We start from the raw sequence: 22,796 nt of genomic DNA, 5'->3' as shown, positions 1-22,796 counted from the left end.
CGGCGGTGTTGGCTGAGGTTTTTTCTCAGCCTACAGCGCGGGACGACTTGAGAGACTGGCCGGCTTTGCCAGACTTTCAAGCGAACCGGAAGCCCGCTCCTCAGGCTGGAGGTGTTCCCCAGAGCAGGCGGAATCCTGGTTGACGCAGGCATCTGGTTTCACTAATTTTAGATGTCAAAACACCACTGTTACTGCAAGGCGGGCTGGAGGTGTCCCCCATAGCAAGCGGAATCTCTGGCAGCCGCAAGCACTGGTTTAACTATGCAATTGACCTAAAAAGAAACGAGTTCACAAGTAAGAACGGAGGAACCGGAATGGACGGGATTATCCCTTTATACAAAGAACGCGGCCTCACCAGCTTTGATTGCGTGGCCAAACTGCGCCACATTCTGCACACCAAAAAGGTCGGCCACAGTGGGACGCTCGACCCCAGTGTCGATGGCGTATTGCCCATTTGCATTGGCTCGGCGACCAAGGTCGTGCCGTACCTCATGGCTTCTGGCAAGGTGTATCGCGGTACCGTGACCCTGGGACTGGCGACGACCACGGAGGACCTAGACGGTGACGTTGTGGAACGGCAGGCGTTGACACGGCCCTTTACGTTGGCGGAACTGACGGCGGGGACGGCTCAATTGACCGGGACCATCCAACAGACACCGCCGATGTATTCCGCCGTCAAGGTGCGGGGGCGTAAGCTGTACGAGTACGCCCGCGCCGGGGAAACGGTGGAACGTCCGACCAGAACGGTGACGGTCGACCACTTTACCTTGCAAGATGCCGGGACATTTGACGCCGATGCCGGGACCCAAACGGTGGCCTTTGAAGTGGGCTGCTCGAAGGGGACTTACGTGCGGACGTTAGCGGTCGATTTGGGTCGGCTATTGGGTGTGCCGGCTGTCATGGCGTCATTGACCCGCCAACAAAGCGGCGGGTTCACACTGGACCAAACGGTGACGTTGGATCAGGTCGCAGCCGCCATGGCCGCCGAGGACCTGACGACCATTTTGCGGCCCATCGATTATGCCCTAACGGCGTATCCACACGTGGCGTTGAGCGACCGCGTTTGGCAGCTGGTTAAAAATGGCGTCTTCTTGACGGCCGCCGAGCTCGATGGGGCCACGGCCCCGGAAGTCGCCTTGACCTATCAGGGAGCGACCAAGTGCCTGTACCAGTGGTCCGAAGAAAAGCAACAATATAAGCCGCTAAAAATGTTTGCGGTGAACTAAGTTTTGAGAAGAGGAATTTCCAATGGAAGTTATTCACATACACCACCCGTTAGATGCACGGCAAATTCCCGATGAGCCAGTGGTCTTGGCCATGGGCTTTTTCGATGGCGTTCATCGCGGGCATCAAGCCGTGATCAACCGCGCCAAGGCGCTCGCGCAAGCCAAGGGCGTTAAACTGGCGGTCTTGACCTATGATCACCATCCCGCGTTGGTCTATCGGCCACTACAAGCAGACGACCAAAAGTATTTGAGTCCCATCAACCGTAAGCTCCAACAGCTGGACCGGTTGGGAGTCGACCGGGTCTTTCTGGTCAACTACACCGGTGAGTTTGCGGCCCAGACGCCGCAGGAATTCGTCGACCATTATTTGGTGGCGTTCCACACGGTGGCGGCCGTGGCCGGATTTGACCACACCTATGGCAAGAAGGACGTGGCCAACATGGCGCACCTCCCTGAGTACGCCCAGGGGCGCTTTGACGTGGTCACGGTGCCCGAAGAAGCCAGCGGCGACGAAAAGGTCAGCTCCACGCGGATTCGGACAGCCATGCGCGCCGGGGACGTGGACCTGGTGAATCAATTACTGGGGTACACGTATCGCTCGACCGGCCTGGTGGTGCATGGCGAGGCCCGGGGGCGGACTATCGGCTACCCCACGGCCAACGTGATGGCACCGCAAGACGAATGGATCCCAGGTATTGGCATTTACACGGCCCGGTTGAAGGTCGGGGCCATCTGGTACCCTGGGATGGTCTCTGTGGGCCGCAACGTGACCTTTGGGGATGACCGGCCCATCACGGTCGAAATGAACCTCCTGGACTTCCAGGGCAACCTGTACGGCGAGCCGGTCGAAGTCGAGTGGCACCACCGGTTACGCGGTGAGGTCAAATTCGCCGACGCCAACGGCCTAGTCGCCCAGTTAAAACAAGACGAAGCGGACACGCGGGCCTATTTCCAACAGGTCGCCACGCGTGAATCGTAAACTGAAGGTTATCAATTGAAACGATTGTGATCGTGCAACCCATAGCATCAAAAATAGGCGATTTCAGCCTCACAATGTGAGCTGGCCGCCTACCGTTCGCCAAATAGGGGTTGGAACGCTGGGGCGGGTCGCGCCAAAGGGCGGTCTCGCCGTCTCGCTTTGAGCCGAAGAACACGTCTCAAAGTGGCCTCGTAGCTGAAACGTGCGCCAACAGGCAACTGGTTCCGCCGATTTTAGGTGTCAGAATACCGTCATTATGGCAATCAGCGTGTTAATTTTAGGTTCAACCTTCAGTCATAAATTAGGTAAAGGACTTAGCCAACTCGTTACGGGGTGGCTAAGTCTTTTTTGCGGGTTTCGAATCGACCACGCTGACAAATGCCGATGAGTGACGATTAATCGGTAGAGAGTATTGAGCAGGGAGCATTGATGAAGTGGCAATTCCTCGCACCCGATAAGGCGGTCAGTTGCCACAAGCGCCACTGAAAACGCTGTATTCTAAGCGAATTCTAAAAAATTAGCACTTAATGCCAACGATTGCTAAAAATTCTACCAGATTTCTTGACTTCAAAACCCGGTTTTGCTACATTATATATGTGACTTAGCACTTGTGTTGTTTGAGTGCTAAAAAAGGGGTGATTGTGATGCTTTCAGAAAGACAAATGATGATTCTGCGAGCCGTTGTCCGCGACTTTACCAACACTGGTGTGCCGGTGGGGTCCAAGGCATTAGCCAAGCAGTTACCCATCCACGTAAGCTCAGCGACAATTCGTAATGAAATGGCGGCGTTGGAAGAACAGGGCCTGATCAAAAAGACCCATTCCTCTTCCGGTCGGATTCCTTCGGTTGAAGGGTACCGGTATTACGTTGACCATTTGGTAAAACCCGATCCGCTACGACCCAATGATATTGACGTGATTCAATCCTCGTTAGGCGGCGATTTCCACAAGATTGACGAAATTATTTCGCAATCGGCCACGATTTTGTCTAACCTGACGAGTTACACCGCGTTTACGTTGAAGCCGGAATTAAAGGATAGTCGGCTCAGTGGGTTCCGGTTGGTCCCACTCGGTAAGCGGCAAGTGATGGCCATCCTCGTCACCGATAGTGGTGATGTGGAGAACCAGACCTTTGACGTGAGTGAGTCCGTTACCGGCGATCAATTAGAGGCCGTCGTTCGGCTGATCAATGATCAGTTGGTCGGGTTGACGCTACCAGAAGTGGTTCAAAAGCTGCAGGCGGACATTCCGATGAAGATTGCCAACTACCTGCAGAGTCCGGAAGGTTTTCTGGATATTTTCGGCGACGTTTTGACGCGAGCCGCCCAAGAGCGGTTTTACGTTGGTGGTCGCTTGAATCTATTGAACTTCTCGCAGGATAGCGATGTTGATTCACTGAAGTCGCTGTATTCATTGATCGACAAGACCGATGATATCGCCAACGTCTTGGGGCAACCGCGGGACAACATTTCCGTGCAAATCGGTAATGAAATGACCAACGATGCCTTGAGAAACTTCAGCCTGATCACCGCCACCTACGACGTGAACCAGCATGGTAAGGGTATGATCGCCATTTTAGGGCCGACCCGCATGCCGTATTCACGGATGTTGGGAATTGTCGGTGCGTTTCGTGAAGAGCTCGCGAAGAAACTGTTAGATTACTATCGGTTCTACGACGAGTAAAGAAAGGGAGGTTTTTTATCGTGGCTGACAAGCAACAACCATCCACTGATGATGAAACTGCGGCAAAGGCCGCCACTACAAAGCAAGACCCAGACAAGACTGAGCAAGCCACACCGGCGGACGCAAAGCCCGCTGACAAGCCCAAGCCAACGGTCACGGCAGAGGCTTTAGCTGCCGTTCAAAAGAAGGCTGACGACTTTGAGGACAAGTACCTGCGTGCCGAAGCGGAAGTGCAAAACATGCAGACCCGTTACCAAAAAGAACAGGCCGCGCTCATCAAGTACGATGGTCAGCAACTCGCTAAGGACGTGCTCCCCGTGATCGATAACCTGGAGCGGGCCTTAGCGGTCGATGCGACCGACGAGACCAGTAAGCAGATCAAAAAGGGTGTGCAGATGACCTACGATCACATGGAAGATGCGTTGAAGCGTAATCACGTGACGGAAATTGCCGCGCTGGGTCAGAAGTTTGACCCAACCTTGCACCAAGCGGTTCAGTCGGTTCCCGTTTCTGACGGCCAAACGGCTGAAACGGTGGTCAACGTGCTCCAAAAGGGCTACCAGCTCAAGGACCGGGTTCTCCGGCCTGCCATGGTTGTCGTGGCGCAATAAATTTATAAATAAAAAACTAAAAAAAGAGGGAATTTTTGATGGCAAGTAACAAGATTATCGGGATTGACTTAGGGACGACCAACTCAGCCGTTGCCGTTCTCGAAGGCAGTACGCCAAAGATTATTGCGAACAAGGAAGGTGCCCGGACGACACCATCCGTTGTTGCGTTTAAAGACGGTGAAACCCAGGTCGGTGAAGTGGCCAAGCGCCAAGCAATCACCAACCCAAACACGATTTCATCCATCAAGAGTCACATGGGTGAAGCTGGCTTCAAGGAAACCATCGATGGCAAGGATTACACGCCAGAACAAGTTTCCGCAATGATCTTGCAACACTTGAAGTCGTTTGCTGAAGACTACATTGGTGACACGGTTGACAAAGCCGTCATCACGGTGCCAGCTTACTTCAACGATGCCCAACGGCAAGCTACTAAGGATGCTGGGAAGATTGCCGGCTTGAACGTTGAACGGATCATCAACGAACCAACGGCCGCAGCCTTGGCTTATGGCTTGGACAAGCAAGACAAAGATGAAAAAGTCATGGTCTATGACCTGGGTGGTGGGACCTTTGATGTCTCCATCCTGGACTTAGGTGACGGGGTCTTCGACGTGCTGTCAACTAACGGGGATACCCATTTAGGTGGGGATGACTTTGACCAAAAGATCATGGACTGGTTGATCGCCGGATTCAAGGACGAAAATGGCGTTGACTTATCTAAGGATAAGATGGCCGTTCAACGGTTAAAGGACGCTGCTGAAAAGGCTAAGAAGGACCTCTCTGGGGTTACCGAAGCACAAATCAGCTTGCCATTTATTTCTGCCGGCGACAATGGCCCACTGCACTTGGAAAAGAGCTTGACGCGGGCGAAGTTCAACGAATTGACGGCTGACCTGGTTGAAAAGACCCGGATCCCCGTTGAAAATGCGTTGAAGGATGCTGACTTACAAGCTAGCGACGTTGACGTTGTTATCTTAAACGGTGGGTCAACGCGGATCCCAGCCGTGCAAGAAGCCGTTCAAAAGTGGACTGGTAAGGAACCTAACCACTCCATCAACCCTGATGAAGCCGTTGCCTTAGGTGCCGCCGTTCAAGGTGGGGTCATCACCGGTGACGTCAAGGACGTTGTCTTACTGGATGTGACGCCATTGTCCTTAGGGATCGAAACCATGGGTGGGGTCTTCACCAAGCTGATCGACCGCAACACCACGATTCCTACCAGCAAATCGCAAGTCTTCTCAACCGCTGCGGATAACCAACCAGCCGTTGATATCCACGTCTTACAAGGTGAACGGCCAATGGCTGCTGACAACAAGACGTTGGGTAACTTCCAACTCGCTGACATTCCAGCCGCACCTCGTGGGGTTCCTCAAATCCAAGTAACGTTTGATATCGATAAGAACGGTATCGTTAACGTTTCTGCTAAGGACATGGGCACCAACAAGGAACAAAAGATCACCATCAAGAGTTCCGACGGCCTGTCCGATGAAGAAGTCGACAAGATGATGAAGGAAGCTAAGGAAAACGAAGCTGCCGACAAGAAGCGTAAGGAAGAAGTCGACACCAAGAACGAAGTCGACCAATTACTCTTCCAGACCGACAAGACGTTGAAAGACGTTAAGGGGAAGGTCTCTGACGACGAAATCAAGAAGGCCGAAGATGCACGTGACGCCCTGAAGAAGGCCCAAGAAGCCAACAACCTGGACGACATGAAGAGCAAGAAGGATGACTTGAATAAGATCATCCAAGACCTCTCTGTCAAGTTGTATCAACAAGCCCAACAAGCGCAACAAGCTCAGGGCGGTGCTGATGGTGCTGCTGGCCAAGCTAGCGGCGACGCTAAGAGCGATGGCAAAGACGGCGACACCGTTGATGGGGACTTCCACGAAGTTCACGACGACGATAACAAGTAATTGCCCCGTTTCACTTTAAGAGAGTGTAGACAAGAAGTCAGAGTCCCTGGGGCTTTGGCTTTTTGTTTCGAGTATGCTATTCTTACTAGTAGCGAAAAATATCGGGTTTGATTGGGAGGAAAAAGATGGCGGAAACGGACTTATATGGCGTACTAGGCGTCGCAAAAGATGCCAGTCAAGCAGAAATCAAAAAGGCCTATCGGAAATTATCAAAGAAGTATCACCCAGACTTAAACAAGGCACCGGACGCGGCGGAGAAATTCAAGGCCGTGCAGGACGCCTACGATGTGTTGGGCGATGAACAGAAACGGGCCAACTATGACCAGTATGGTTCCGCAGACGGTGCTCAAGGCGGCTTCGGTGGCTTTGGCGGCGGTCAACAGGGCGGTTTCGGCGGCTTTGGTGGCGGCGGTGGCTTCGACGACATCTTCAACCAATTCTTTGGTGGCGGTGGCGGTCAACGCAACCCCAACGCCCCTCGGCCAGGTCGGGATCTTCAGTACCAGATGGACTTGAAGTTTGAAGAGGCCATCTTTGGGAAGAAGACCAAGATCAAGTACAACCGCGAGGCCCAATGCCACACCTGTGGCGGTAATGGCGCCAAGCCAGGGACGTCACCAGTCACCTGTCACCAGTGTGGCGGGTCAGGTTACGTGACGACTGAAACCAACACGCCTTTGGGCCGGATGCGCAGCCAACAACCGTGCCCGGTTTGCCACGGTACGGGTCAAGAGATCAAGGAAAAGTGCCCAACTTGTGGCGGTTCAGGTCACGAAGAAGAACGGCATGAAGTGGAAGTCACCATCCCAGCTGGGGTCGATGACGGCCAACAAATGCGGTTGCAGGGTCAAGGTGAAGCCGGCCAAAATGGCGGTGGCTACGGCGATCTGTTCATTATCTTCCAAGTAGAACCGAGTCGTGACTTCCGCCGCGATGGCACCGAGATCTACTTTGATCAAGACCTGTCCTTCATTCAGGCCACCCTGGGTGACGACGTGACGGTCAAGACGGTCCACGGGGATGTCAAGTTGAAGATCCCTGCCGGCACGCAGAGTGGGACGACCTTCCGCTTAAAGGGCAAGGGGGCGCCACGCTTACGTGGGAATGGCAACGGTGACGAACACGTCACGGTCAAGGTCTTGACGCCCAAGAACCTGAACAAGGGTCAACGTGATGCCTTACGAGACTTTGCGAAAGCCAGTGGTGAAACGGTTACTGGCAGTGGCAAAGGAAACTTATTTAACAAAATGCGCGATAAATTCAACGAAAATTAATCGTGTGATAAAAACGTGTATATAGTTGATATATCAGGGTTGCTGAAGGCTTTCAGCAACCCTTTTTTGGACCCAAAAGGACCTTTTTGCCAGGCAAATGAAAAGAAAGAATTAAGGTTGAGTGAGGTTGTTTGCAATCCGGTTTTGGCAATGATATTCTCAAAACATAAGGAGCGTGGTTGGGACCACGAACTCCGCTCTTAGCTGAGTCGATTCGTCGGGGAAGTTGCTGGCTTAGTTAAGGGGATGTACGGACGTCGACTTTGGGGGCGAATCGGTCGACAAACTTTGGGGGTGAATTTCATGAGAGCAAAGTGGCTGGCGATTTGGCATCAGCCAGTGGTCGCGTTTATTGGCTGGACCTTATTCTACTTTGTAATTTTGATGGCATTAGTTTATTTATATGGATATAGTGGCTTGAATAGTTCGACATTTATTTACAACGAGTTCTAGTTGCGGGGGCAACGAACTTATGAATCAGTCGGAGAGACAATCTTTGGGGGGACAGAGTATGATTAGAGACATGATTACGGCCATGGATCACTGGGCGCTCCAAGACCCGGAACGGTTAGCTTACGATGATCTGGGGCACACGAACACTTACGGGGATTTAAAGCAGCGTTCAGACGTGTTAGCAGCGCATTTGGATAAAATGAATTTACCCGCTCACGCACCGATCATGGTGTATGGCGGCCAAACCTTTAACATGATGGCGACGTTCTTAGGGATCGTGAAGAGTGGCCACGCGTACGTGCCCATCGACACGCATTCACCGGTGGAACGGCTCACCACGATCAATGACATTGCCCAGCCGGCCGCCGCAATTGCAGTGAACGACCTGCCGACGACGCTAGGCGCCACGCCGGTTATTGACGCCGAGACACTGAACACGATTTTTGACCAACACGTCGATTATCAGGTAACGCATCCGGTGAGCGGCGACGACACGTATTACATCATCTTCACGTCCGGTACGACCGGAAAGCCCAAGGGGGTCCAGATTTCGCACACCAACCTCCTGAGCTACGTCAACTGGATGTTGAGCGATGATTTCAAATTACCACAGACACCCCGGACGCTCTCTCAGGCGCCATACTCGTTTGACCTCTCCGTGATGGACTGGGGACCGACGTTGGCCAGTGGGGGCACACTGGTGGCCTTGCCGAAGCAGGTCACGGATAACTTCAAGGAGCTGTTTGCGACGTTACCGACCTTGCAACTGAACGTCTGGGTTTCCACGCCGTCCTTCGTGGACATTTGCCTGATGGAACCGACCTTTGACGCGAGTCATTATCCGAACCTGAGTCGTTTCCTCTTCTGTGGGGAAGAATTGACCCACGCGACGGCGGCGACCCTGCATCAACGGTTCCCCCAAGCGCGCATTTTTAACACCTACGGGCCCACGGAGACCACGGTGGCGGTCACGCAAGTCGAGATTACCGAACGGGTGCTGGCAGATTATCCGCGCTTGCCGATCGGCTGTGTCAAGGAAGACACGCACATCACGGTGGTGGACGAGCACCTACATCCGCTACCGGCGGGGACGGAAGGCGAACTGCTGATCAGTGGGCCGTCGATGTCCAAGGGCTACTTGAACAATCCGGACAAGACAGAAAAGGCCTTCATCAAGATGGCGGGCCAGACCGTTTACCGCTCCGGAGACTTAGGGGTGCAACTGGATAACGGCCTGATCATGTATCGGGGCCGAACGGATTTTCAGATCAAGTTGCACGGGTACCGCATCGAGCTGGAAGAAGTCAATCATTACCTGTCACAAGAAGATCACATTCAAGTCGGGGTCGCGGTGCCACGCTATGACCGCAATCACAAGGTGAGTCAGTTAATCGCCTGGATTGTGCCGGCAACACATGACTTCGCCAGTGAATTAGACTTGACCAAGGCGATCAAGGAGAATTTACAGGGTGGCGACATGATGTCCTACATGATTCCACAGCGATTCGTTTACAAGGAAAGCCTACCGATGACCCCCAACGGCAAGGTTGATATCAAATCTATCATTGCCGAGGTCAATCACTAATGTTGTCATTTGAACCGTACGGCAACCCAACGTATTTCGCCTTGTTGGGCGTGGCGTTACTGCCACTGATGATTGGTCTTCTGTACGGCAAACGGTCACGCCTGTACGAAACGTTGATCTCAATCTTCTTTCTGGTCTTAACCTTTGGTGGTCCGAAATGGTCCCAAGGGGTGGCCTTGATCATCTACATTTTGTACGAAGTGGCGTTGACCTGGGGGTATGCCGTTTATCGGAAGCACCAAAATTCGGGGCCAATCTTTTATCTGATGGTGATCTTGGCTATCGCCCCGTTAGCCATCGTCAAGGTGACTCCGGCCGTGGAAAATGGCCAGGCGTCTTTGATCGGGTTTCTGGGGATCAGTTACCTGACATTCCGGGCCGTTCAGACCATGATGGAAACGCGGGATGGCACGCTGAAGGATTATCAAGTCATGACCTTCCTGCAGTTCATGCTGTTCTTCCCGACCATCTCGTCCGGGCCTATCGACCGCTATCGGCGTTTTGAAGCTGATTACCGTTCGGTGCCGGACCGTGAGACCTACCTGGGGATGGTGCAAAAGGGGATCCGCTACATCTTTGTGGGGTTCTTGTACAAGTTTATCTTAGCGTACTACTTTGGCACGATGCTGATGCCCAAGCTGCAACTCATGGCGATGCATGCCCGCGGCGGGTTCTTGGATCTGTCCTGGCCGGTACTGGGCTACATGTACGCGTACAGTGCCGATTTGTTCTTTGACTTTGCCGGCTACTCGTTGTTTGCCGTGGGAACGTCTTATATCATGGGCATCGCCACGCCAATGAACTTCAAGCAACCTTGGCGCTCACCAAACATCAAGGACTTCTGGAATCGTTGGCACATTACCTTGTCCTTTTGGTTCCGGGACTTCATCTACATGCGGTTGGTCTTTTGGTTCATGAAACACCGCATCTTCAAGAAGCCGACCACCACGGCTAACGTCACTTATATCATCAACATGTTAGTCATGGGGTTCTGGCACGGAGTCACGTGGTACTACATCACGTACGGCTTGTTTCACGGGTGCGCCTTGGTCATCAATGACACTTGGCTGCGCTACAAGAAAAAGCACCGTGCCAGCGTACCACACAACGGCTTTACGCAAGTGTTTGCCATCTTCTTGACGGCAAACATGGTCTGCTTCAGCTTCCTGATCTTCTCAGGACTGCTGGATAAATTATGGTTTCACTAATTAAGAATAGGGTTTTCAATTTCATTTAGGGGGAAATTATCATGGATATCAAACAAACTGTATTGGACATTTTAAACGACTTAACGGGGAGCGATGTTAGCGGCGCTATGGACGACAACCTGTTCGACAGCGGCCTGATGGATTCAATGGGGTCTGTCCAACTGTTATTACAACTGCAAAGCCAGTTAGGGGTCAACGTGCCTGTTTCCGAATTTGAGCGGTCAGAGTGGGACACGCCCAACAAGATCGTTGCGAAAGTCGAAAGCCTGGCCTAGCCAATGGCAAAGCGTTTACTACGGATCTTTGGTCCGTTAATACTCGCGGCAATTCTGGTTTTTGCGGTGCTGGCCATGCCGGTGACCCTGGGCTTTAGCCACGTGAGCGCGGCTCGAGAACGGCAAGCCGCCGTCTCCTTATCACCCAACGTCTTACGGGGCAAGCACATGAAAGAAGAAGCGCTCAAGGACGGGTACGTCCCGTTCTTTGGGTCTTCCGAATGGTCGCGAATCGATCCCATGCACCCGTCTGTGCTGGCGCAAAAGTACCGGCGTTCGTATCGGCCATTTCTCTTGGGGGCCCGGGGATCGCAATCATTGACGCAGTACTTTGTGATGCAAAACATTCAAAGTGAGCTGCGCAATAAAAAAGCGGTCTTCGTCATTTCACCCCAATGGTTCGTGAAGGACGGGACGCGCAAGGATGCGTTTGGCTTTTACTACTCGCAATTGCAAACGGCAGAGTGGTTGACTCACTTCCGTCACGACGCAATCGACCAGTATGCGGCCAAACGGCTGTTACAGATGCCAGTCGCCAAGTCCGATCACTTCATTTACGCCGCCTTACAACGGGTGGCCAAGGGTGAAAAATTGACGGACTTCCAGCGCTTCTATCTGCAGACGCGCAAGAACATGTTGACGCAAGAAGACCAGTTCTTCTCCGGCATCGACTTACCATCGCAAAACCTGAACCGAGTGAACCAGCAAGCCAAGCAGTTACCCACTCATTATTCCTACTCGGCACTGGATGCACTGGGCGGTCGGTTAGGTAAGGCCGCCACGAGTGATAACCGATTCCACATTAGCGATAAGTTCTATCATCAAGGATTGCAAAAGGAACTGAAGACCGGTAAGCTCAAGAACTTCCAAAAGGACTTGTCCTACACGAAATCTCCAGAGTTCGCCGACTTCCAGTTGTGCCTGGACCAATTTGCCCGGCTGAATACCAATGTACTGTTTATCATTCCGCCAATCAATGGCAAATGGCAGAAGTACACGGGCCTATCAGCCACGATGCTCAAACAGTTTGACCGCAAGATCCATTACCAATTACAGTCACAAGGGTTCAACAACATTGTGGATCTCAGCAACAAGGGCAACGTGCCGTACTTCATGACCGACACGATCCACTTGGGCTGGCGCGGCTGGTTGGCCGTCGATCAACGGGTCAATCCGTTCTTAAGCAAGCACCAAAAGCAGCCACATTACACCATCAGTGATAAATTCTATTCCACCAAGTGGCAGAATCTATCACCGACTGATTTGACGCAATACGAAGCAGAAACGAAATAGCGTCACGAAGCAGGCATTCTCATAGGAGGGGCCTGCTTTTAGTTTGTGCTTCACCCAGATGGTTGGTATAATTGTCAAGAATGGCGTTTAAGAAAGTAGGAAATCAACATGGATCTTGAGAAATTAAAAAACCATCAAAAATACATTCGGAACTTTTCCATCGTGGCCCACATCGACCACGGAAAGTCCACGATTGCGGACCGTATCTTAGAACTGACCGATACGATCTCCAAACGCGACATGCAAGATCAAGTGTTGGATAACATGGACCTTGAGCGTGAACGCGGCATTACCATTAAATTAAACGCGGTTGAATTGACGTATCACGCCAAGGACGGCCACGACTATGAATTTCACCTGATTGATACGCCCGGGCACGTCGACTTCTCCTATGAGGTCTCACGGAGCCTGGCTGCCTGTGAGGGGGCCATCTTGGTCGTCGATGCGGCACAAGGGGTCGAAGCACAAACGCTGGCCAACGTTTATTTGGCGTTGGATGATGACCTGGAGATCGTGCCGGTCGTCAATAAGATTGACTTGCCCGCCGCGGACCCGGATAAGGTCAAAAAAGAAATTGAAGACGTGATCGGCCTAGATGCGTCCGATGCCGTCTTAGCCAGTGCCAAGCAGGGGATCGGGATTCCCGAACTGCTGGAACAGATCGTCCACAAGGTGCCCGCCCCGACCGGTCAATTGGATGCGCCGTTGAAGGCCTTGGTCTTTGACTCCGTTTACGATGATTACCGTGGGGTCGTACTGAGCGTGCGGCTGTTTGAAGGTACCGTTCAACCGGGCGATAAGATTCGTCTGATGAACAGCGGGAGTGAATACGAAGTCACCGAGGTTGGGGTCAACTCACCCAAGCCAATTTCGCGAGACTACCTGATTGCCGGTGACGTGGGCTACATCACGGCCAGCATCAAGGACATCACGGACACCCGGGTCGGGGATACCGTGACCAACGCGGAAGACCCCGCCGAAAAGGCCTTACCGGGTTACCGGGAAATGAGTCCCATGGTCTACGCCGGGCTGTATCCCACGGACAATGCCAAGCTGAACGATTTGCGCGAAGCCTTGGAAAAGTTGAAGTTAAACGATGCGGCGTTGGAATTTGAACCCGAAGCCTCGCAGGCCTTGGGATTTGGGTTCCGCTGTGGCTTCTTGGGGATGTTGCACATGGATGTCATCCAGGAACGGTTGGAACGGGAATTTAACCTGGATCTAATCACCACGGCGCCATCGGTTACGTACCACGCGTACTTGACCGATGGGGGGATGACGGAGGTCGAAAACCCTGCAGAAATGCCAGAAGCCTCAGCCATCAAACGGATCGAAGAACCCATCGTGAAGGCGACCATCATGGCGCCTAACGAGTACGTGGGCGCGGTCATGGAACTGTGCCAACACCGCCGGGGACAATTCCTGACGATGGAATATCTGGACGATTACCGGGTCAACATCATCTATAACATGCCGCTGTCAGAAATCATCTTTGACTTCTTTGACAAATTAAAATCCAGCACGCGCGGTTACGCGTCACTGGATTACGAACGCAGTGGCTACCAAGAAGCCGACCTGGTCAAGATCGATATTCTCTTGAACGGCGACAAGGTCGATGCCCTGAGCTTTATCGCGCACCGCATCTTCGCCGCTCAACGGGGTCGTGAGATTGCCTCACGGCTGAAGGGCATCATCCCTCGGCAAAACTTCGAAATCCCTGTCCAAGCTGCGATCGGCGCCAAGATCATTGCCAGAACCACGATCAAGGCCTACCGCAAGGACGTGACCGCCAAGCTCTACGGGGGTGACCGTACCCGGCGGATGAAGCTGTTAGAGAAGCAAAAAGTCGGCAAGAAACGGATGAAGGCTGTTGGGAAGGTGGATATCCCGCAAGAAGCGTTCATGGCCGTTTTGAAGACTGATGAGGATGAAACGAAGTAAGAAACACTGATATAGTCGCATTTGCACCATTCGTTAGGTTGTCATTCGATGCCTAGTGGGTGGTGCTTTTTGGGTATTGCCCCATTTAGAGGACAAGCGGGACCATGGCCGCCGCTACTATGACGATTCCCCGAAGGCGTGATTGAGGTAACTTGAGATTTTGTTGATACGCTTCTTACCATAATCACTGAGCGGAAAATGAAGTGACTTAACAGCGAAGCCAATTTCTTGTGCAATGCGTATTTAATGTGTATAATATCGGCAATAGGTAAAGAGGTGGGGCGTATGCCCATGAAGCCGCGACAGATGATTAAGCTACTAAAAGAAAATGGGTTCGTTGAAAAATTGCAAAACGGTTCATCACATTTGAAGCTCTACAATCTTCAAAGCAACGTGACGGTGATGGTGTCAATTCATGCGAAAGAATTGGGCAAAGGGCTGGAACGGGCGATTCTACGGGAAGCCAACGTTGAGAGACCATCGTGAAAAGGAGACCGATGATATGAAAAAAGACAGGGTCATTTATCCAGCGATTTTTAGTCAAGATGGGGATTATATTTTTGTGCGGGTTCCTGATCTTCCGGGGGGATTTACCCAGGGCAATGATGCGCTGGACGCTGTAACCATGGCGGAGGATTTGATTGGTAACTTGCTGGAAGACCAAACGACATATCCCAAGCCGTCTAATCCCAAGGATATTGCTCTAAAAGACGGCGAATCCTTGGTCTACATTTCCGTGGATTTAGCAGAATTTCGCCTCAAGTACTCCCGGACGGTGCGCAAGAATGTGACAATTCCTGAATACCTGAACGTGATGGCTAAGGAACGGAAGATCAACGTCTCTCAGGTTTTGACGGAAGCGTTACGTGCAAAATTGGAAGTGTAGTTTCAGGCGGTGGTTCATGAATTGGCTGTGCGACAAAGGATACTGAACAAAACAGCAAGCGAGATGACCATCAGCTCCTGCTGTCGGTGAGTGCCATGTGTATTTGGCGGGGCTCCCGTTTGTTTAGAAACCAACCTATCCAGCCAAGCCCCAGCGCGTGCGCTCAGCGCTGCCAGATGGTACGCTACTAGTATCTTTATAACTGCTGGCACGTGCTGTTGAAGGGGGCGGACCCAATGACGAAAGGATTGGCGTTTCAGTTTCATAACGGACCGATTGGTTTCTTGGATCATCTATCGCAAGTAATTGATGACCTGGACGATACGGATATTGAATTATTGGAGCATATTTGCAACTGGTCGTGGACCAACGACTGCGTGATTCCAGCCGGGGAGCTGGCGATGTCACCGCAAGAAGTGGCACTGCGACTGAATAAATTAGAGGACTTGGAATTGATTGATTTGGGTGTCCGGGTACAGGCCTAATGAAAAGGACCAGGGTGGCGGTGTTATCGTCATCCTGGTCCCTTATTTGAAAAAGCCAGCGTTACCGCTGACCGTGAGATGCTTAATTAATTATCCGCCAACCTATTCGCGTTCCGCATCTTCTGCGAGCTCCAACCAGATGGTCAACGGTGAGGGGATGTAGTCCGGCCACTTTTCCATCTTGGTGGCGCAACGGTCGAGCAGGTGGCTCTTGCCATCCGTGGCGAGGTCTTCGAAAACTGTGAGCGCCTGGACGTTGTCTTCCAAGTCGACCTTGAGTGTCGCAGCGCTGTGCCGCCATTCCTCCACCAAGTCCTGATAAATGACGATGCGGCGGGCCTGCAGAATCGTGTAGTCGACACCCTCCACGTGCAGTTGCTTCGTGAATAAATCGTATTCATCAAAGACTGCTGTTTGCGCCCGTTGCCAATCCGTTTCCGTAAATTCCTGTTGTTCTTTCATCTTCGTCGACCTCTAGATTCACTAAAAATAAGTTACGTTTAAAACTTTTAGAATTCCCGTGCTATCTTAAGAAAATCGTATCTCTAAATAGTATAGCATTTTCAGCCCAAATGGGTAGCCTCATTTTACGACGTGGCGGGGCATGGGCTATGAAAAACCGCCTGTGGCCTCAGGGCCGCAGGCGGTTTTTCATGATTAGTGACCGGCTATTTTTCCCAGCCGCACAACGTGTAATGATGGTGCTTGGCCCATTTCTTGGTCACGTGCTTGAGCTTGCCGGCGTGGTTCAGTCCGCGGCAGGTCTTACTGTAGTGGTAGCGGTGACCGTGGTTCGGGGCAATCCAAACCTTCGTAGTCTTGGCTTGGGCAGCGGGAATGGGGGTGGTCAGTGGTTCAACGACGCCGCCCAACGTAAAGGTGACGGCAATGATGGCAACTGCTTGGCGCAGGTGTTTCATGGTGAAAGGCCTCCTCAAAGGGTGTCCTCAGCTTTTAGCGTCATCAGGATTGGACCAAGTCTAGCTGGCGTGACTGTAGCCGGTGGCGTAGTCAATGGTGTAACCGGGTTCGACGTTAAAAATATAAACGTTGAAATGCACCGCGTTCGACCCCAACGACTGTGCCCGCATGTGCACGCCACGAGCGACGAGTTCGTTGCCGCGAAAGACTGGTGTGACGGTGTAGCGGACGTAATGGGACTTGCTGGCGTGCAGGTAGGTGGCGATATCCATTTCGTTATGTAACATCAGTGGATTGTTCAAGGTGCGCGTCCCGGTCATCAAATTTTTCGGATTGTTATTTTGGCCGGTAAATTGGTAACCGATGAGATGGCTGCGGTTGTAGAGCCACCCGTGATGGGTCCGCTTATTGTGCCAACCGGTGGGGTCGACGGTAAGAGCTTCCCGCTGGGCGGTCGGCATTAAGGACTGGTTCAACAGTGCCGCGGCGCCCGTGACGCGATTTAAACGGTCCAGGGCGTGATAGGTCTGCCAAGCCCCGTGGGCCTTAGACAATTGTTTAGCTGAGAAGCCGGGGTCGTTGTGATTCAGGGTGATTTCTTGTTGGCCCGCGTAAGTCCGGTTGGCCAACTCAGGCTGAGACGGGGTCTGTTTTGTGGCAGGTGTCTTGGCCCGTTGCTTAAGCTTGGCTCGTTTATGCGCTAGGCTTTGCTGGTCACTGGCCAATTTGGCAGCCGTCGCGGAATTTTGGCGTTCTAGTCGGCGGGCCTTTTGCTGGGGGCGGTGGTCGTAAACGACCTTGGTGCTGGTCTGTTTGGCGGTCGCACTGGCGTCATTGCTTGCGCAACCACTTAAGCCAACGACCCCGAGACTGAGTAGGGTAAGGGTACTGATCAGTAATTTTTTCATCTTAACGGAGCGCCTTTCTGTAGCCGGCGGCCTTGGCCTGAGCTTCCGTCTGGAAGTAAACGGCATTGCTACTGTTCATGTGGTAGCCGGCCTGACCGGGAACGTGATAAATTTTAGAGTTCTTGTTGCCAATGATCTTGCCGGCGCGTCCGGTCGTGACGTCTCCCTTAGCCGTGGTGTGGCTGCTGGCCGTGTGCTGGGTGCGACTGGCCTGCGTGGCACTGCTGGTCTGGGCGTGACTGGCCTGGCGTTGACTGGCCGCCGCTGCCTTAGCGGCTTGCTTGGCAGCGGACTGACTGCTAGCGCGTTGGCTGCTGGCCAGTCGACTGCTGCTAGCCGCTAGTGAGCTGGATTGGGCGGCGAGCTGGTCGCTACTGGCGGCCTGCTGGCTGACCAGGACTGCCAAGCGACGCGATTCGGCGCGGGCCTTGGCCAGTCGCTGGGTGCCGACGCGCACCGTTTTGGTCTTAACCGTGTTGGTAGGTTGGCTGGCGGCCAATCCGCCGACGCTCCCCAGTAACGCTAAGCCTACCAACACGCTGCCCAAGAGGCGGCGACGTCGGGGCCCCTTGAAGGCCCAGTAGGCAGCACCGCCCCATAAGGCGAGCCATAGAATTGAAAAAAGCATGAGTTGATCTACCTCCCCGTGATTTGCCACTTTAGTCATCATGATTGTTTCCTTAAATGGTGTGGGTCCATCACTAATTCTATGGGAAGGTCCGCGGTGTCGCAACCCTTAAAGTTAAAATTTTTGAAAGATTCAGTCAGTTCACAAAAAAATGGCGGTTTAAGCCGTACGCCCACCGGGACAAAAAACGCTGGCTTACCCACAACCGTGGGGAAACCAGCGTTAACGTCGTTTTTACCTGAAGGTTGAAAGACGAAAATTAACTAGGAATATTGTGATCATGCGATTCATAACGCCAAAAATAGTCGTTTACGGCCTCATAATGAGAACTGGCCGCCTACCGTTCGCCAAATATGGGTTGGGGCGGACGGGCCGAGCCAAAGGGCAGTCTCGACGCCTCGCTTTGAGCCGAAAGAACACGTCGAAGTGGCCTCATGGCTGAAACGTGCGCCAACAGTCAGCCGGTTCCGCTTAAACCTGATAACCAAACAATCCAAGACCAGGATTATTTGGTTATCAGCCTTAATGCTCGCCGGCTATCCGCCTGTTGGCCCACTCTTTTTACTTGTCCTGTTTCTTCAATAATTCAACGATTTCTTGCAAATACTTTTCTTCTTGCGTGGGCGTCGGTTCGCTGGGTTCCTCGGCCGGCTTGGCCAAGACCTTGTTGATCAGCTTGATCAACAAGAAGACCACGAAGGCGATGATTAAGAAATTAATCACGGAATTGATGAACGCGCCGTAGCGGAAATGTGCGCTGCCGACCGTCAAGACCAGGTTGGAAAAGTCGATGCTGCCCACGAAGATGCCCAGCAAGGGGTTGATCAGGTTGGTGACCAACGAATTAACGATGGCGGTGAAAGCAGCCCCGACGATGACCCCAACGGCCAGGTCCATGACGTTGCCGCGGGCGATAAATTCTTTAAATTCTTTTAACACGAATGAAGTGCCTCCTCGAATGAGATTTAAGTCTATTCTTAACGATTTTGTTATAAATTGCAACCAAAACGCGGGGTGGCGTTTCAGGTGAAAGCTGCTCCCATTTGTATTAAACTAGAGGTAAGTTAATGGGGTGAACGCTCACGTCATGACGAAGTTGCGGTGGCAATGAGAAAGGGGTACAAGATGGCAGCGATTAAATTAAGCGATGCCTTGGTGGCGCACTTGAAACAGCGACAATTGGCGGATAAGGAACTCGTGTTGATTACGGATGATGGTGGCGGCAAATACTCCCTGCAGGGCGGGGCGTGCACGATTGGGACCAACTTCACGCTGATCGTTTTGGACCAGCCAGATTCAGACTATGCGGTGCCACTGGAAAATGCGGCGGGATTGCATCTGTGGACCTCGCCGTACGACCTGGTCTTTCTCGAGACCGGGGTGGCCATGGATTACGGGCAAGGCCAAATTTCCTTGAAAGACGACGCCCACGTGCTGGACAACGCAGTCCAAATTGCGGACGGCGCCGCGGTCCTGGCAGCCTTCGACCGGGGGCTGACGGCCAAGGGCACGTCTTGTTAGACTGAAAAACTGGCTAATCACGAATTTCTCCTGATGAGATGGTTTCATAAATGGCCAAAGTACGGTACAATATGTAAGTGGTTTCATAATGGTTATTTTCCGCAGACCGGTGCTTTCATGAATTGTGAAAGCGCGGCAACGTAAACGTTTTGCTTGCATTCTCTGGGGAAATCAACTATTATCAATTATTGATACATTTTAATGGGTACGGCAACCGAAACGGCCTAGCGTCGTTGCGTCAGCCTAGTAGATTGTCATGATATAGGAGGTGATTACCATGCTGAGTCGAACGAAAGAGTTTTTACGACAACACAATTATCGTTATGAAAAGTCGTATATTCGGCCATTGATGGCGCCAGAGAGCGTCTACGTCTTTAAATTCGGTCAAGAAAATTCGCTCAATAATCGGGTAATCATTCGTTATGGTCACACGTGGACCGGCCGTCAGCGAATTAACGAGATTGATTTGCGGCTGCACAAGCAAAAGCATCCCCGTGTGTTTCAAAATGAAGCGGATATGTTAGATTACTTGGAAACGCACCTAGCCCAGCGCGAGCAACGTCGTGCGGACCACAAGGACGATGCCGAGAAGGTCTAAGGCCGTTTAAAATTTAGGTTATCTTTAGTGGTGAGCTCAGAACAGCGATTGTTTTGGGCTCTTTTCTTATACAAGAGTGGGCCAAAAGGCGATTAGCCGGCGAGCATTAAGGCTGATCACCGAATAATCCTGGCCTTGGATTGTTTGGTGATCAGGTTTAAGCGGAACCGGCTGCCTGTTGGCGCACGTTTCGGCTATGTAAAAGTGAAAGTCCAGTTGCCTGCTGGCACACGTTTCGGCTACGAGGCCATTTTGAGACGTGTTCTGAGAAAATTACCGCGTTGATTGTCAGAATGACGGTGTGCTAACAAAAATTGGTGAAACTAGGCACCTGCGTCAGCCAGTGTTCCAACCCATATTTGGCGAACGGTAGGTGGCCAGCTCCTGACATGAAGCAGTCGCCAACTAATTTCAATGCTATAGATTGCATGATCACCATAGTTCTAGCCGATTGCCACCGTTCAACCTCCAGTTGGCAATAAGTTGACCGTGAGCTTGGCTTTTCCGGGGCATTTCCTCTATAATTAATAGTAGACGTTTCTATCGTGGCATTTGCCGATAAAAACTGACTGTCAAGGACGAAACGGGTTGCCGGAGATACACGTTTCGCCCGTCAGTACACCAACAGTACCATCTTAAAAACTACCTGCAAACCCTTATGAGGAGGACCAATACCTATGCAATGGACCGAAGTCAGTGTCATTACTACTAACGAAGCCGTTGAGGCCGTTAGTAACATCTTACAGGAGGCTGGGGCTAGTGGCGTGAAGATCGAAGACGCCGCCGACTACGCCAACCTCAAGCCGGGCAAATATGGTGAAGTCGTGGATCTGGCCACGATTCCGCACCGGACCAGTGGCGCGGAGATCAGCGCCTACTATCCCGAGACCGTTTTTGTCCCCGAAATCTTACCGACCATCAAGCAACGGGTCAGCGACTTGACCAAGTTTGGCTTGGACCCGACACCGGGGACCGTCACGACCAAGGCCGTCGACGATGAGAGTTGGGCCACGGCTTGGCAGAAGTATTATCATCCCGTGCGGGTCACGCGGTATTTGACCGTCAGCCCCAGTTGGGAGAACTACCAACCGGCTCAACCCGACGAACACGTGATTCGTCTGGACCCAGGGATGGCCTTTGGGACCGGGACACACCCGACCACTCGGTTATCTTTGACAGCGTTAGAAATGGTGGTTCGCGGTGGCGAGACCATGTATGACGTAGGGACCGGTTCTGGGGTCTTGAGCATCGCTGCCAAGTACCTGGGTGTCAAGCAGATCACGGCCTTTGACCTAGACGAGGTGGCGGTTCGTTCCGCTAAGACTAACCTGGACTTGAACCCGGTGGCTAAAGACATCGTGGCCAAACCCAATGACCTGTTGAAGGGGATTCACCAACCGGTCGACTTGGTCGTGGCCAACATCTTGGCCGAGATCATCTTGCCGTTGATCCCTCAGGCTTGGGAGAACCTCCACGATGGGGGCTACTTCCTGACATCTGGCATCATTGCCGACAAGTTGGCTGAGGTCGTGGCTGCTCAGGAAAAGCAGGGCTTCATCATTGATAACATTTTACAAATGAAAGATTGGCGCGGGGTGATCGCGCACAAGCCCACGGAGGATGAATAAGGTATGCAACGGTATTTCTTAGACGCAACGGTCCACGACGGTGAGCAGATCAGCCTTACGCCGGCCATTTATCATCACTGGGTCACGGTGTTGCGCGCCGAGGTCGGGGCACAAGCCGAGTTTGTGGATGACACGGCCCACCTGTTTCACGGCAAATTACTGACGCTAGACGACCCGGCCACCGTGGCCTTAACTGCGGTGCCGACGCCGTCAGTGGAACTGCCGGTTGACGTGACGATTGCCTGTGGGTTGCCCAAGCAAGAAAAGGCGGAGTGGATCACGCAAAAGGCCACCGAACTCGGGGTCACCCACATCATTTTCTACGGGGCAGACTGGTCGGTCGCCAAGTGGCAGGGCAACAAGGTCGCTAAGAAGGTGACGCGCTTGACCAAGATCGCTCACGGGGCCGCAGAACAGGCCCACCGGTTGAAGCGCCCCACGGTGAGCTACGCCAAGAACCTGGCGGCAGTGCTAAACGCGCCCCATGACGTGGCTGTGATGGCCTACGAGGAATCGGCCAAGCAAGGGGAACAAAGCGCCTTGAACCAACAGCTCCAGGCCGTGAAAGCCGGTCAACAGCTCCTGGCCATCTTTGGCCCCGAGGGTGGCATCAGCCCGGCCGAGGTCACGCAAGCGCAGGCCGCTAACGCCACGCTGGTCGGCTTGGGACCGCGAATCTTGCGGACGGAAACGGCCCCGCTGTACTTCTTGGCGGCGGTCTCCATGGTTCTAGAGCTCCAACAACCCAGATAAGTGGGTGAAATCTAGGCGGAAACATGCTAAA

The 22,796-nt window shown here is 52.7% G+C and carries 24 protein-coding genes; 19 read left to right on the top strand and 5 right to left on the bottom strand.

From position 1 onward, the window contains the following. Nucleotides 1-314 precede the first annotated feature (314 nt). The 15 genes from truB to LKH74_RS01640 all read left to right on the top strand — a co-directional run bounded on the left by truB (nt 315) and on the right by LKH74_RS01640 (nt 15,808). Entirely contained in the window at nt 315-1,226 is a 912-nt protein-coding gene (truB, locus tag LKH74_RS01710; protein ID WP_287707834.1) for a tRNA pseudouridine(55) synthase TruB, read from the top strand. A gap of 22 nt (nt 1,227-1,248) precedes the next feature. Then, nucleotides 1,249-2,205 carry a riboflavin biosynthesis protein RibF gene (gene ribF / locus LKH74_RS01705; RefSeq protein ID WP_287707835.1) on the top strand — a complete coding sequence of 319 codons (957 nt, stop codon included), beginning with the start codon at nt 1,249-1,251 and terminating at the stop codon, nt 2,203-2,205. A 644-nt stretch (nt 2,206-2,849) separates the two neighbouring features. Then, nucleotides 2,850-3,887 carry a heat-inducible transcriptional repressor HrcA gene (gene hrcA, locus LKH74_RS01700; RefSeq protein WP_125575893.1) on the top strand — a complete coding sequence of 346 codons (1,038 nt, stop codon included), beginning with the start codon at nt 2,850-2,852 and terminating at the stop codon, nt 3,885-3,887. Between the two features lie 20 nt (nt 3,888-3,907). Beyond that, the gene (grpE, locus tag LKH74_RS01695; protein WP_135368068.1) at nt 3,908-4,498 is read left to right on the top strand and encodes a nucleotide exchange factor GrpE; all 591 of its coding nucleotides are present in this window, start codon (nt 3,908-3,910) and stop codon (nt 4,496-4,498) included. A 38-nt stretch (nt 4,499-4,536) separates the two neighbouring features. Next, nucleotides 4,537-6,408 (top strand): molecular chaperone DnaK, encoded by a 1,872-nt coding sequence (gene dnaK / locus LKH74_RS01690; RefSeq protein WP_135368067.1) that lies wholly within the window; start codon nt 4,537-4,539, stop codon nt 6,406-6,408. Nucleotides 6,409-6,533: 125 nt separating this feature from the next. Continuing rightward, nucleotides 6,534-7,682, top strand: coding sequence for a molecular chaperone DnaJ (dnaJ, locus tag LKH74_RS01685; RefSeq protein WP_135368066.1), 1,149 nt, complete (start codon nt 6,534-6,536; stop codon nt 7,680-7,682). Between the two features lie 303 nt (nt 7,683-7,985). Beyond that, nucleotides 7,986-8,135 (top strand): teichoic acid D-Ala incorporation-associated protein DltX, encoded by a 150-nt coding sequence (locus LKH74_RS01680; RefSeq protein WP_125575889.1) that lies wholly within the window; start codon nt 7,986-7,988, stop codon nt 8,133-8,135. Between the two features lie 58 nt (nt 8,136-8,193). Further along, nucleotides 8,194-9,720, top strand: a complete 1,527-nt coding sequence (gene dltA, locus LKH74_RS01675) for a D-alanine--poly(phosphoribitol) ligase subunit DltA (RefSeq protein ID WP_287707837.1) — start codon at nt 8,194-8,196, stop codon at nt 9,718-9,720. After that, the gene (gene dltB, locus LKH74_RS01670; protein WP_287707838.1) at nt 9,720-10,928 is read left to right on the top strand and encodes a D-alanyl-lipoteichoic acid biosynthesis protein DltB; all 1,209 of its coding nucleotides are present in this window, start codon (nt 9,720-9,722) and stop codon (nt 10,926-10,928) included. The genes dltA and dltB overlap by 1 nt, the downstream gene beginning before the upstream one ends. Nucleotides 10,929-10,969: 41 nt before the next feature. Then, complete coding sequence (gene dltC / locus LKH74_RS01665) at nt 10,970-11,203, top strand: D-alanine--poly(phosphoribitol) ligase subunit DltC (RefSeq protein ID WP_135368063.1); 234 nt, start codon at nt 10,970-10,972, stop codon at nt 11,201-11,203. Nucleotides 11,204-11,206: 3 nt separating this feature from the next. Beyond that, entirely contained in the window at nt 11,207-12,496 is a 1,290-nt protein-coding gene (gene dltD / locus LKH74_RS01660; RefSeq protein ID WP_287707839.1) for a D-alanyl-lipoteichoic acid biosynthesis protein DltD, read from the top strand. A 108-nt stretch (nt 12,497-12,604) separates the two neighbouring features. After that, nucleotides 12,605-14,437, top strand: a complete 1,833-nt coding sequence (gene lepA, locus LKH74_RS01655; RefSeq protein ID WP_135368061.1) for a translation elongation factor 4 — start codon at nt 12,605-12,607, stop codon at nt 14,435-14,437. Between the two features lie 285 nt (nt 14,438-14,722). After that, nucleotides 14,723-14,923: a type II toxin-antitoxin system HicA family toxin gene (locus LKH74_RS01650; protein ID WP_434737627.1), complete on the top strand. Its 201-nt coding sequence runs from the start codon at nt 14,723-14,725 to the stop codon at nt 14,921-14,923. Between the two features lie 16 nt (nt 14,924-14,939). Further along, nucleotides 14,940-15,323 (top strand): type II toxin-antitoxin system HicB family antitoxin, encoded by a 384-nt coding sequence (locus LKH74_RS01645; RefSeq protein WP_287707841.1) that lies wholly within the window; start codon nt 14,940-14,942, stop codon nt 15,321-15,323. A gap of 236 nt (nt 15,324-15,559) precedes the next feature. Then, nucleotides 15,560-15,808, top strand: coding sequence for an AsnC family protein (locus LKH74_RS01640; RefSeq protein WP_135368059.1), 249 nt, complete (start codon nt 15,560-15,562; stop codon nt 15,806-15,808). A gap of 102 nt (nt 15,809-15,910) precedes the next feature. Here the strand turns inward: LKH74_RS01640 and LKH74_RS01635 are convergent, their stop codons facing one another. The 5 genes from LKH74_RS01635 to mscL form a co-directional block, all read right to left on the bottom strand. Beyond that, a complete protein-coding gene (locus LKH74_RS01635) occupies nt 15,911-16,270 on the bottom strand; it encodes a hypothetical protein (protein ID WP_287707842.1) in 360 nt (119 codons plus the stop codon). Between the two features lie 206 nt (nt 16,271-16,476). Next, entirely contained in the window at nt 16,477-16,728 is a 252-nt protein-coding gene (locus LKH74_RS01630) for a hypothetical protein (protein WP_287707843.1), read from the bottom strand. Between the two features lie 60 nt (nt 16,729-16,788). Next, nucleotides 16,789-17,637 (bottom strand): DNA/RNA non-specific endonuclease, encoded by an 849-nt coding sequence (locus tag LKH74_RS01625; protein ID WP_287707844.1) that lies wholly within the window; start codon nt 17,635-17,637, stop codon nt 16,789-16,791. A 1-nt stretch (nt 17,638) separates the two neighbouring features. Then, the gene (locus tag LKH74_RS01620; RefSeq protein WP_287707845.1) at nt 17,639-18,265 is read right to left on the bottom strand and encodes a sunset domain-containing protein; all 627 of its coding nucleotides are present in this window, start codon (nt 18,263-18,265) and stop codon (nt 17,639-17,641) included. Between the two features lie 561 nt (nt 18,266-18,826). Further along, nucleotides 18,827-19,204 (bottom strand): large-conductance mechanosensitive channel protein MscL, encoded by a 378-nt coding sequence (gene mscL, locus LKH74_RS01615; protein WP_135368054.1) that lies wholly within the window; start codon nt 19,202-19,204, stop codon nt 18,827-18,829. 186 nt (nt 19,205-19,390) lie between these two features. On the opposite strand from mscL, the gene LKH74_RS01610 reads away from it, so the two are divergent. The 4 genes from LKH74_RS01610 (at nt 19,391) to LKH74_RS01595 (ending at nt 22,765) form a co-directional block, all read left to right on the top strand. Further along, nucleotides 19,391-19,786: an iron-sulfur cluster biosynthesis family protein gene (locus LKH74_RS01610; protein ID WP_287707847.1), complete on the top strand. Its 396-nt coding sequence runs from the start codon at nt 19,391-19,393 to the stop codon at nt 19,784-19,786. A gap of 277 nt (nt 19,787-20,063) precedes the next feature. Next, complete coding sequence (locus tag LKH74_RS01605; protein ID WP_125575875.1) at nt 20,064-20,384, top strand: hypothetical protein; 321 nt, start codon at nt 20,064-20,066, stop codon at nt 20,382-20,384. A 677-nt stretch (nt 20,385-21,061) separates the two neighbouring features. Further along, a complete protein-coding gene (prmA, locus tag LKH74_RS01600) occupies nt 21,062-22,012 on the top strand; it encodes a 50S ribosomal protein L11 methyltransferase (protein ID WP_287707848.1) in 951 nt (316 codons plus the stop codon). Between the two features lie 3 nt (nt 22,013-22,015). Next, nucleotides 22,016-22,765: a 16S rRNA (uracil(1498)-N(3))-methyltransferase gene (locus LKH74_RS01595; protein ID WP_287707849.1), complete on the top strand. Its 750-nt coding sequence runs from the start codon at nt 22,016-22,018 to the stop codon at nt 22,763-22,765. Nucleotides 22,766-22,796 lie beyond the last annotated feature (31 nt).

The sequence above is a fragment of the Levilactobacillus sp. genome, assembly GCF_022646225.1.
In the GTDB taxonomy this organism is placed as follows: domain Bacteria; phylum Bacillota; class Bacilli; order Lactobacillales; family Lactobacillaceae; genus Levilactobacillus; species Levilactobacillus suantsaiihabitans.
Note: the sequence above shows the minus strand (reverse complement) of the source record. Positions and strands in the feature narration are given on the sequence as shown.

Coding starts and splice junctions, on each gene's coding strand:
- LKH74_RS01625 (WP_287707844.1), bottom strand. CDS start 17,637: ATGAAAAAATTACTGATCAGTACCCTTACCCTACTCAGTCTCGGGGTC.
- LKH74_RS01640 (WP_135368059.1), top strand. CDS start 15,560: ATGACGAAAGGATTGGCGTTTCAGTTTCATAACGGACCGATTGGTTTC.
- ribF (WP_287707835.1), top strand. CDS start 1,249: ATGGAAGTTATTCACATACACCACCCGTTAGATGCACGGCAAATTCCC.
- dltA (WP_287707837.1), top strand. CDS start 8,194: ATGATTAGAGACATGATTACGGCCATGGATCACTGGGCGCTCCAAGAC.
- LKH74_RS01605 (WP_125575875.1), top strand. CDS start 20,064: ATGCTGAGTCGAACGAAAGAGTTTTTACGACAACACAATTATCGTTAT.
- dltD (WP_287707839.1), top strand. CDS start 11,207: ATGGCAAAGCGTTTACTACGGATCTTTGGTCCGTTAATACTCGCGGCA.
- prmA (WP_287707848.1), top strand. CDS start 21,062: ATGCAATGGACCGAAGTCAGTGTCATTACTACTAACGAAGCCGTTGAG.
- LKH74_RS01650 (WP_434737627.1), top strand. CDS start 14,723: ATGCCCATGAAGCCGCGACAGATGATTAAGCTACTAAAAGAAAATGGG.
- hrcA (WP_125575893.1), top strand. CDS start 2,850: ATGCTTTCAGAAAGACAAATGATGATTCTGCGAGCCGTTGTCCGCGAC.
- LKH74_RS01635 (WP_287707842.1), bottom strand. CDS start 16,270: ATGAAAGAACAACAGGAATTTACGGAAACGGATTGGCAACGGGCGCAA.
- dnaJ (WP_135368066.1), top strand. CDS start 6,534: ATGGCGGAAACGGACTTATATGGCGTACTAGGCGTCGCAAAAGATGCC.
- LKH74_RS01620 (WP_287707845.1), bottom strand. CDS start 18,265: ATGCTTTTTTCAATTCTATGGCTCGCCTTATGGGGCGGTGCTGCCTAC.
- dnaK (WP_135368067.1), top strand. CDS start 4,537: ATGGCAAGTAACAAGATTATCGGGATTGACTTAGGGACGACCAACTCA.
- LKH74_RS01610 (WP_287707847.1), top strand. CDS start 19,391: ATGGCAGCGATTAAATTAAGCGATGCCTTGGTGGCGCACTTGAAACAG.
- lepA (WP_135368061.1), top strand. CDS start 12,605: ATGGATCTTGAGAAATTAAAAAACCATCAAAAATACATTCGGAACTTT.
- dltC (WP_135368063.1), top strand. CDS start 10,970: ATGGATATCAAACAAACTGTATTGGACATTTTAAACGACTTAACGGGG.
- LKH74_RS01630 (WP_287707843.1), bottom strand. CDS start 16,728: ATGAAACACCTGCGCCAAGCAGTTGCCATCATTGCCGTCACCTTTACG.
- LKH74_RS01680 (WP_125575889.1), top strand. CDS start 7,986: ATGAGAGCAAAGTGGCTGGCGATTTGGCATCAGCCAGTGGTCGCGTTT.
- LKH74_RS01645 (WP_287707841.1), top strand. CDS start 14,940: ATGAAAAAAGACAGGGTCATTTATCCAGCGATTTTTAGTCAAGATGGG.
- LKH74_RS01595 (WP_287707849.1), top strand. CDS start 22,016: ATGCAACGGTATTTCTTAGACGCAACGGTCCACGACGGTGAGCAGATC.
- truB (WP_287707834.1), top strand. CDS start 315: ATGGACGGGATTATCCCTTTATACAAAGAACGCGGCCTCACCAGCTTT.
- dltB (WP_287707838.1), top strand. CDS start 9,720: ATGTTGTCATTTGAACCGTACGGCAACCCAACGTATTTCGCCTTGTTG.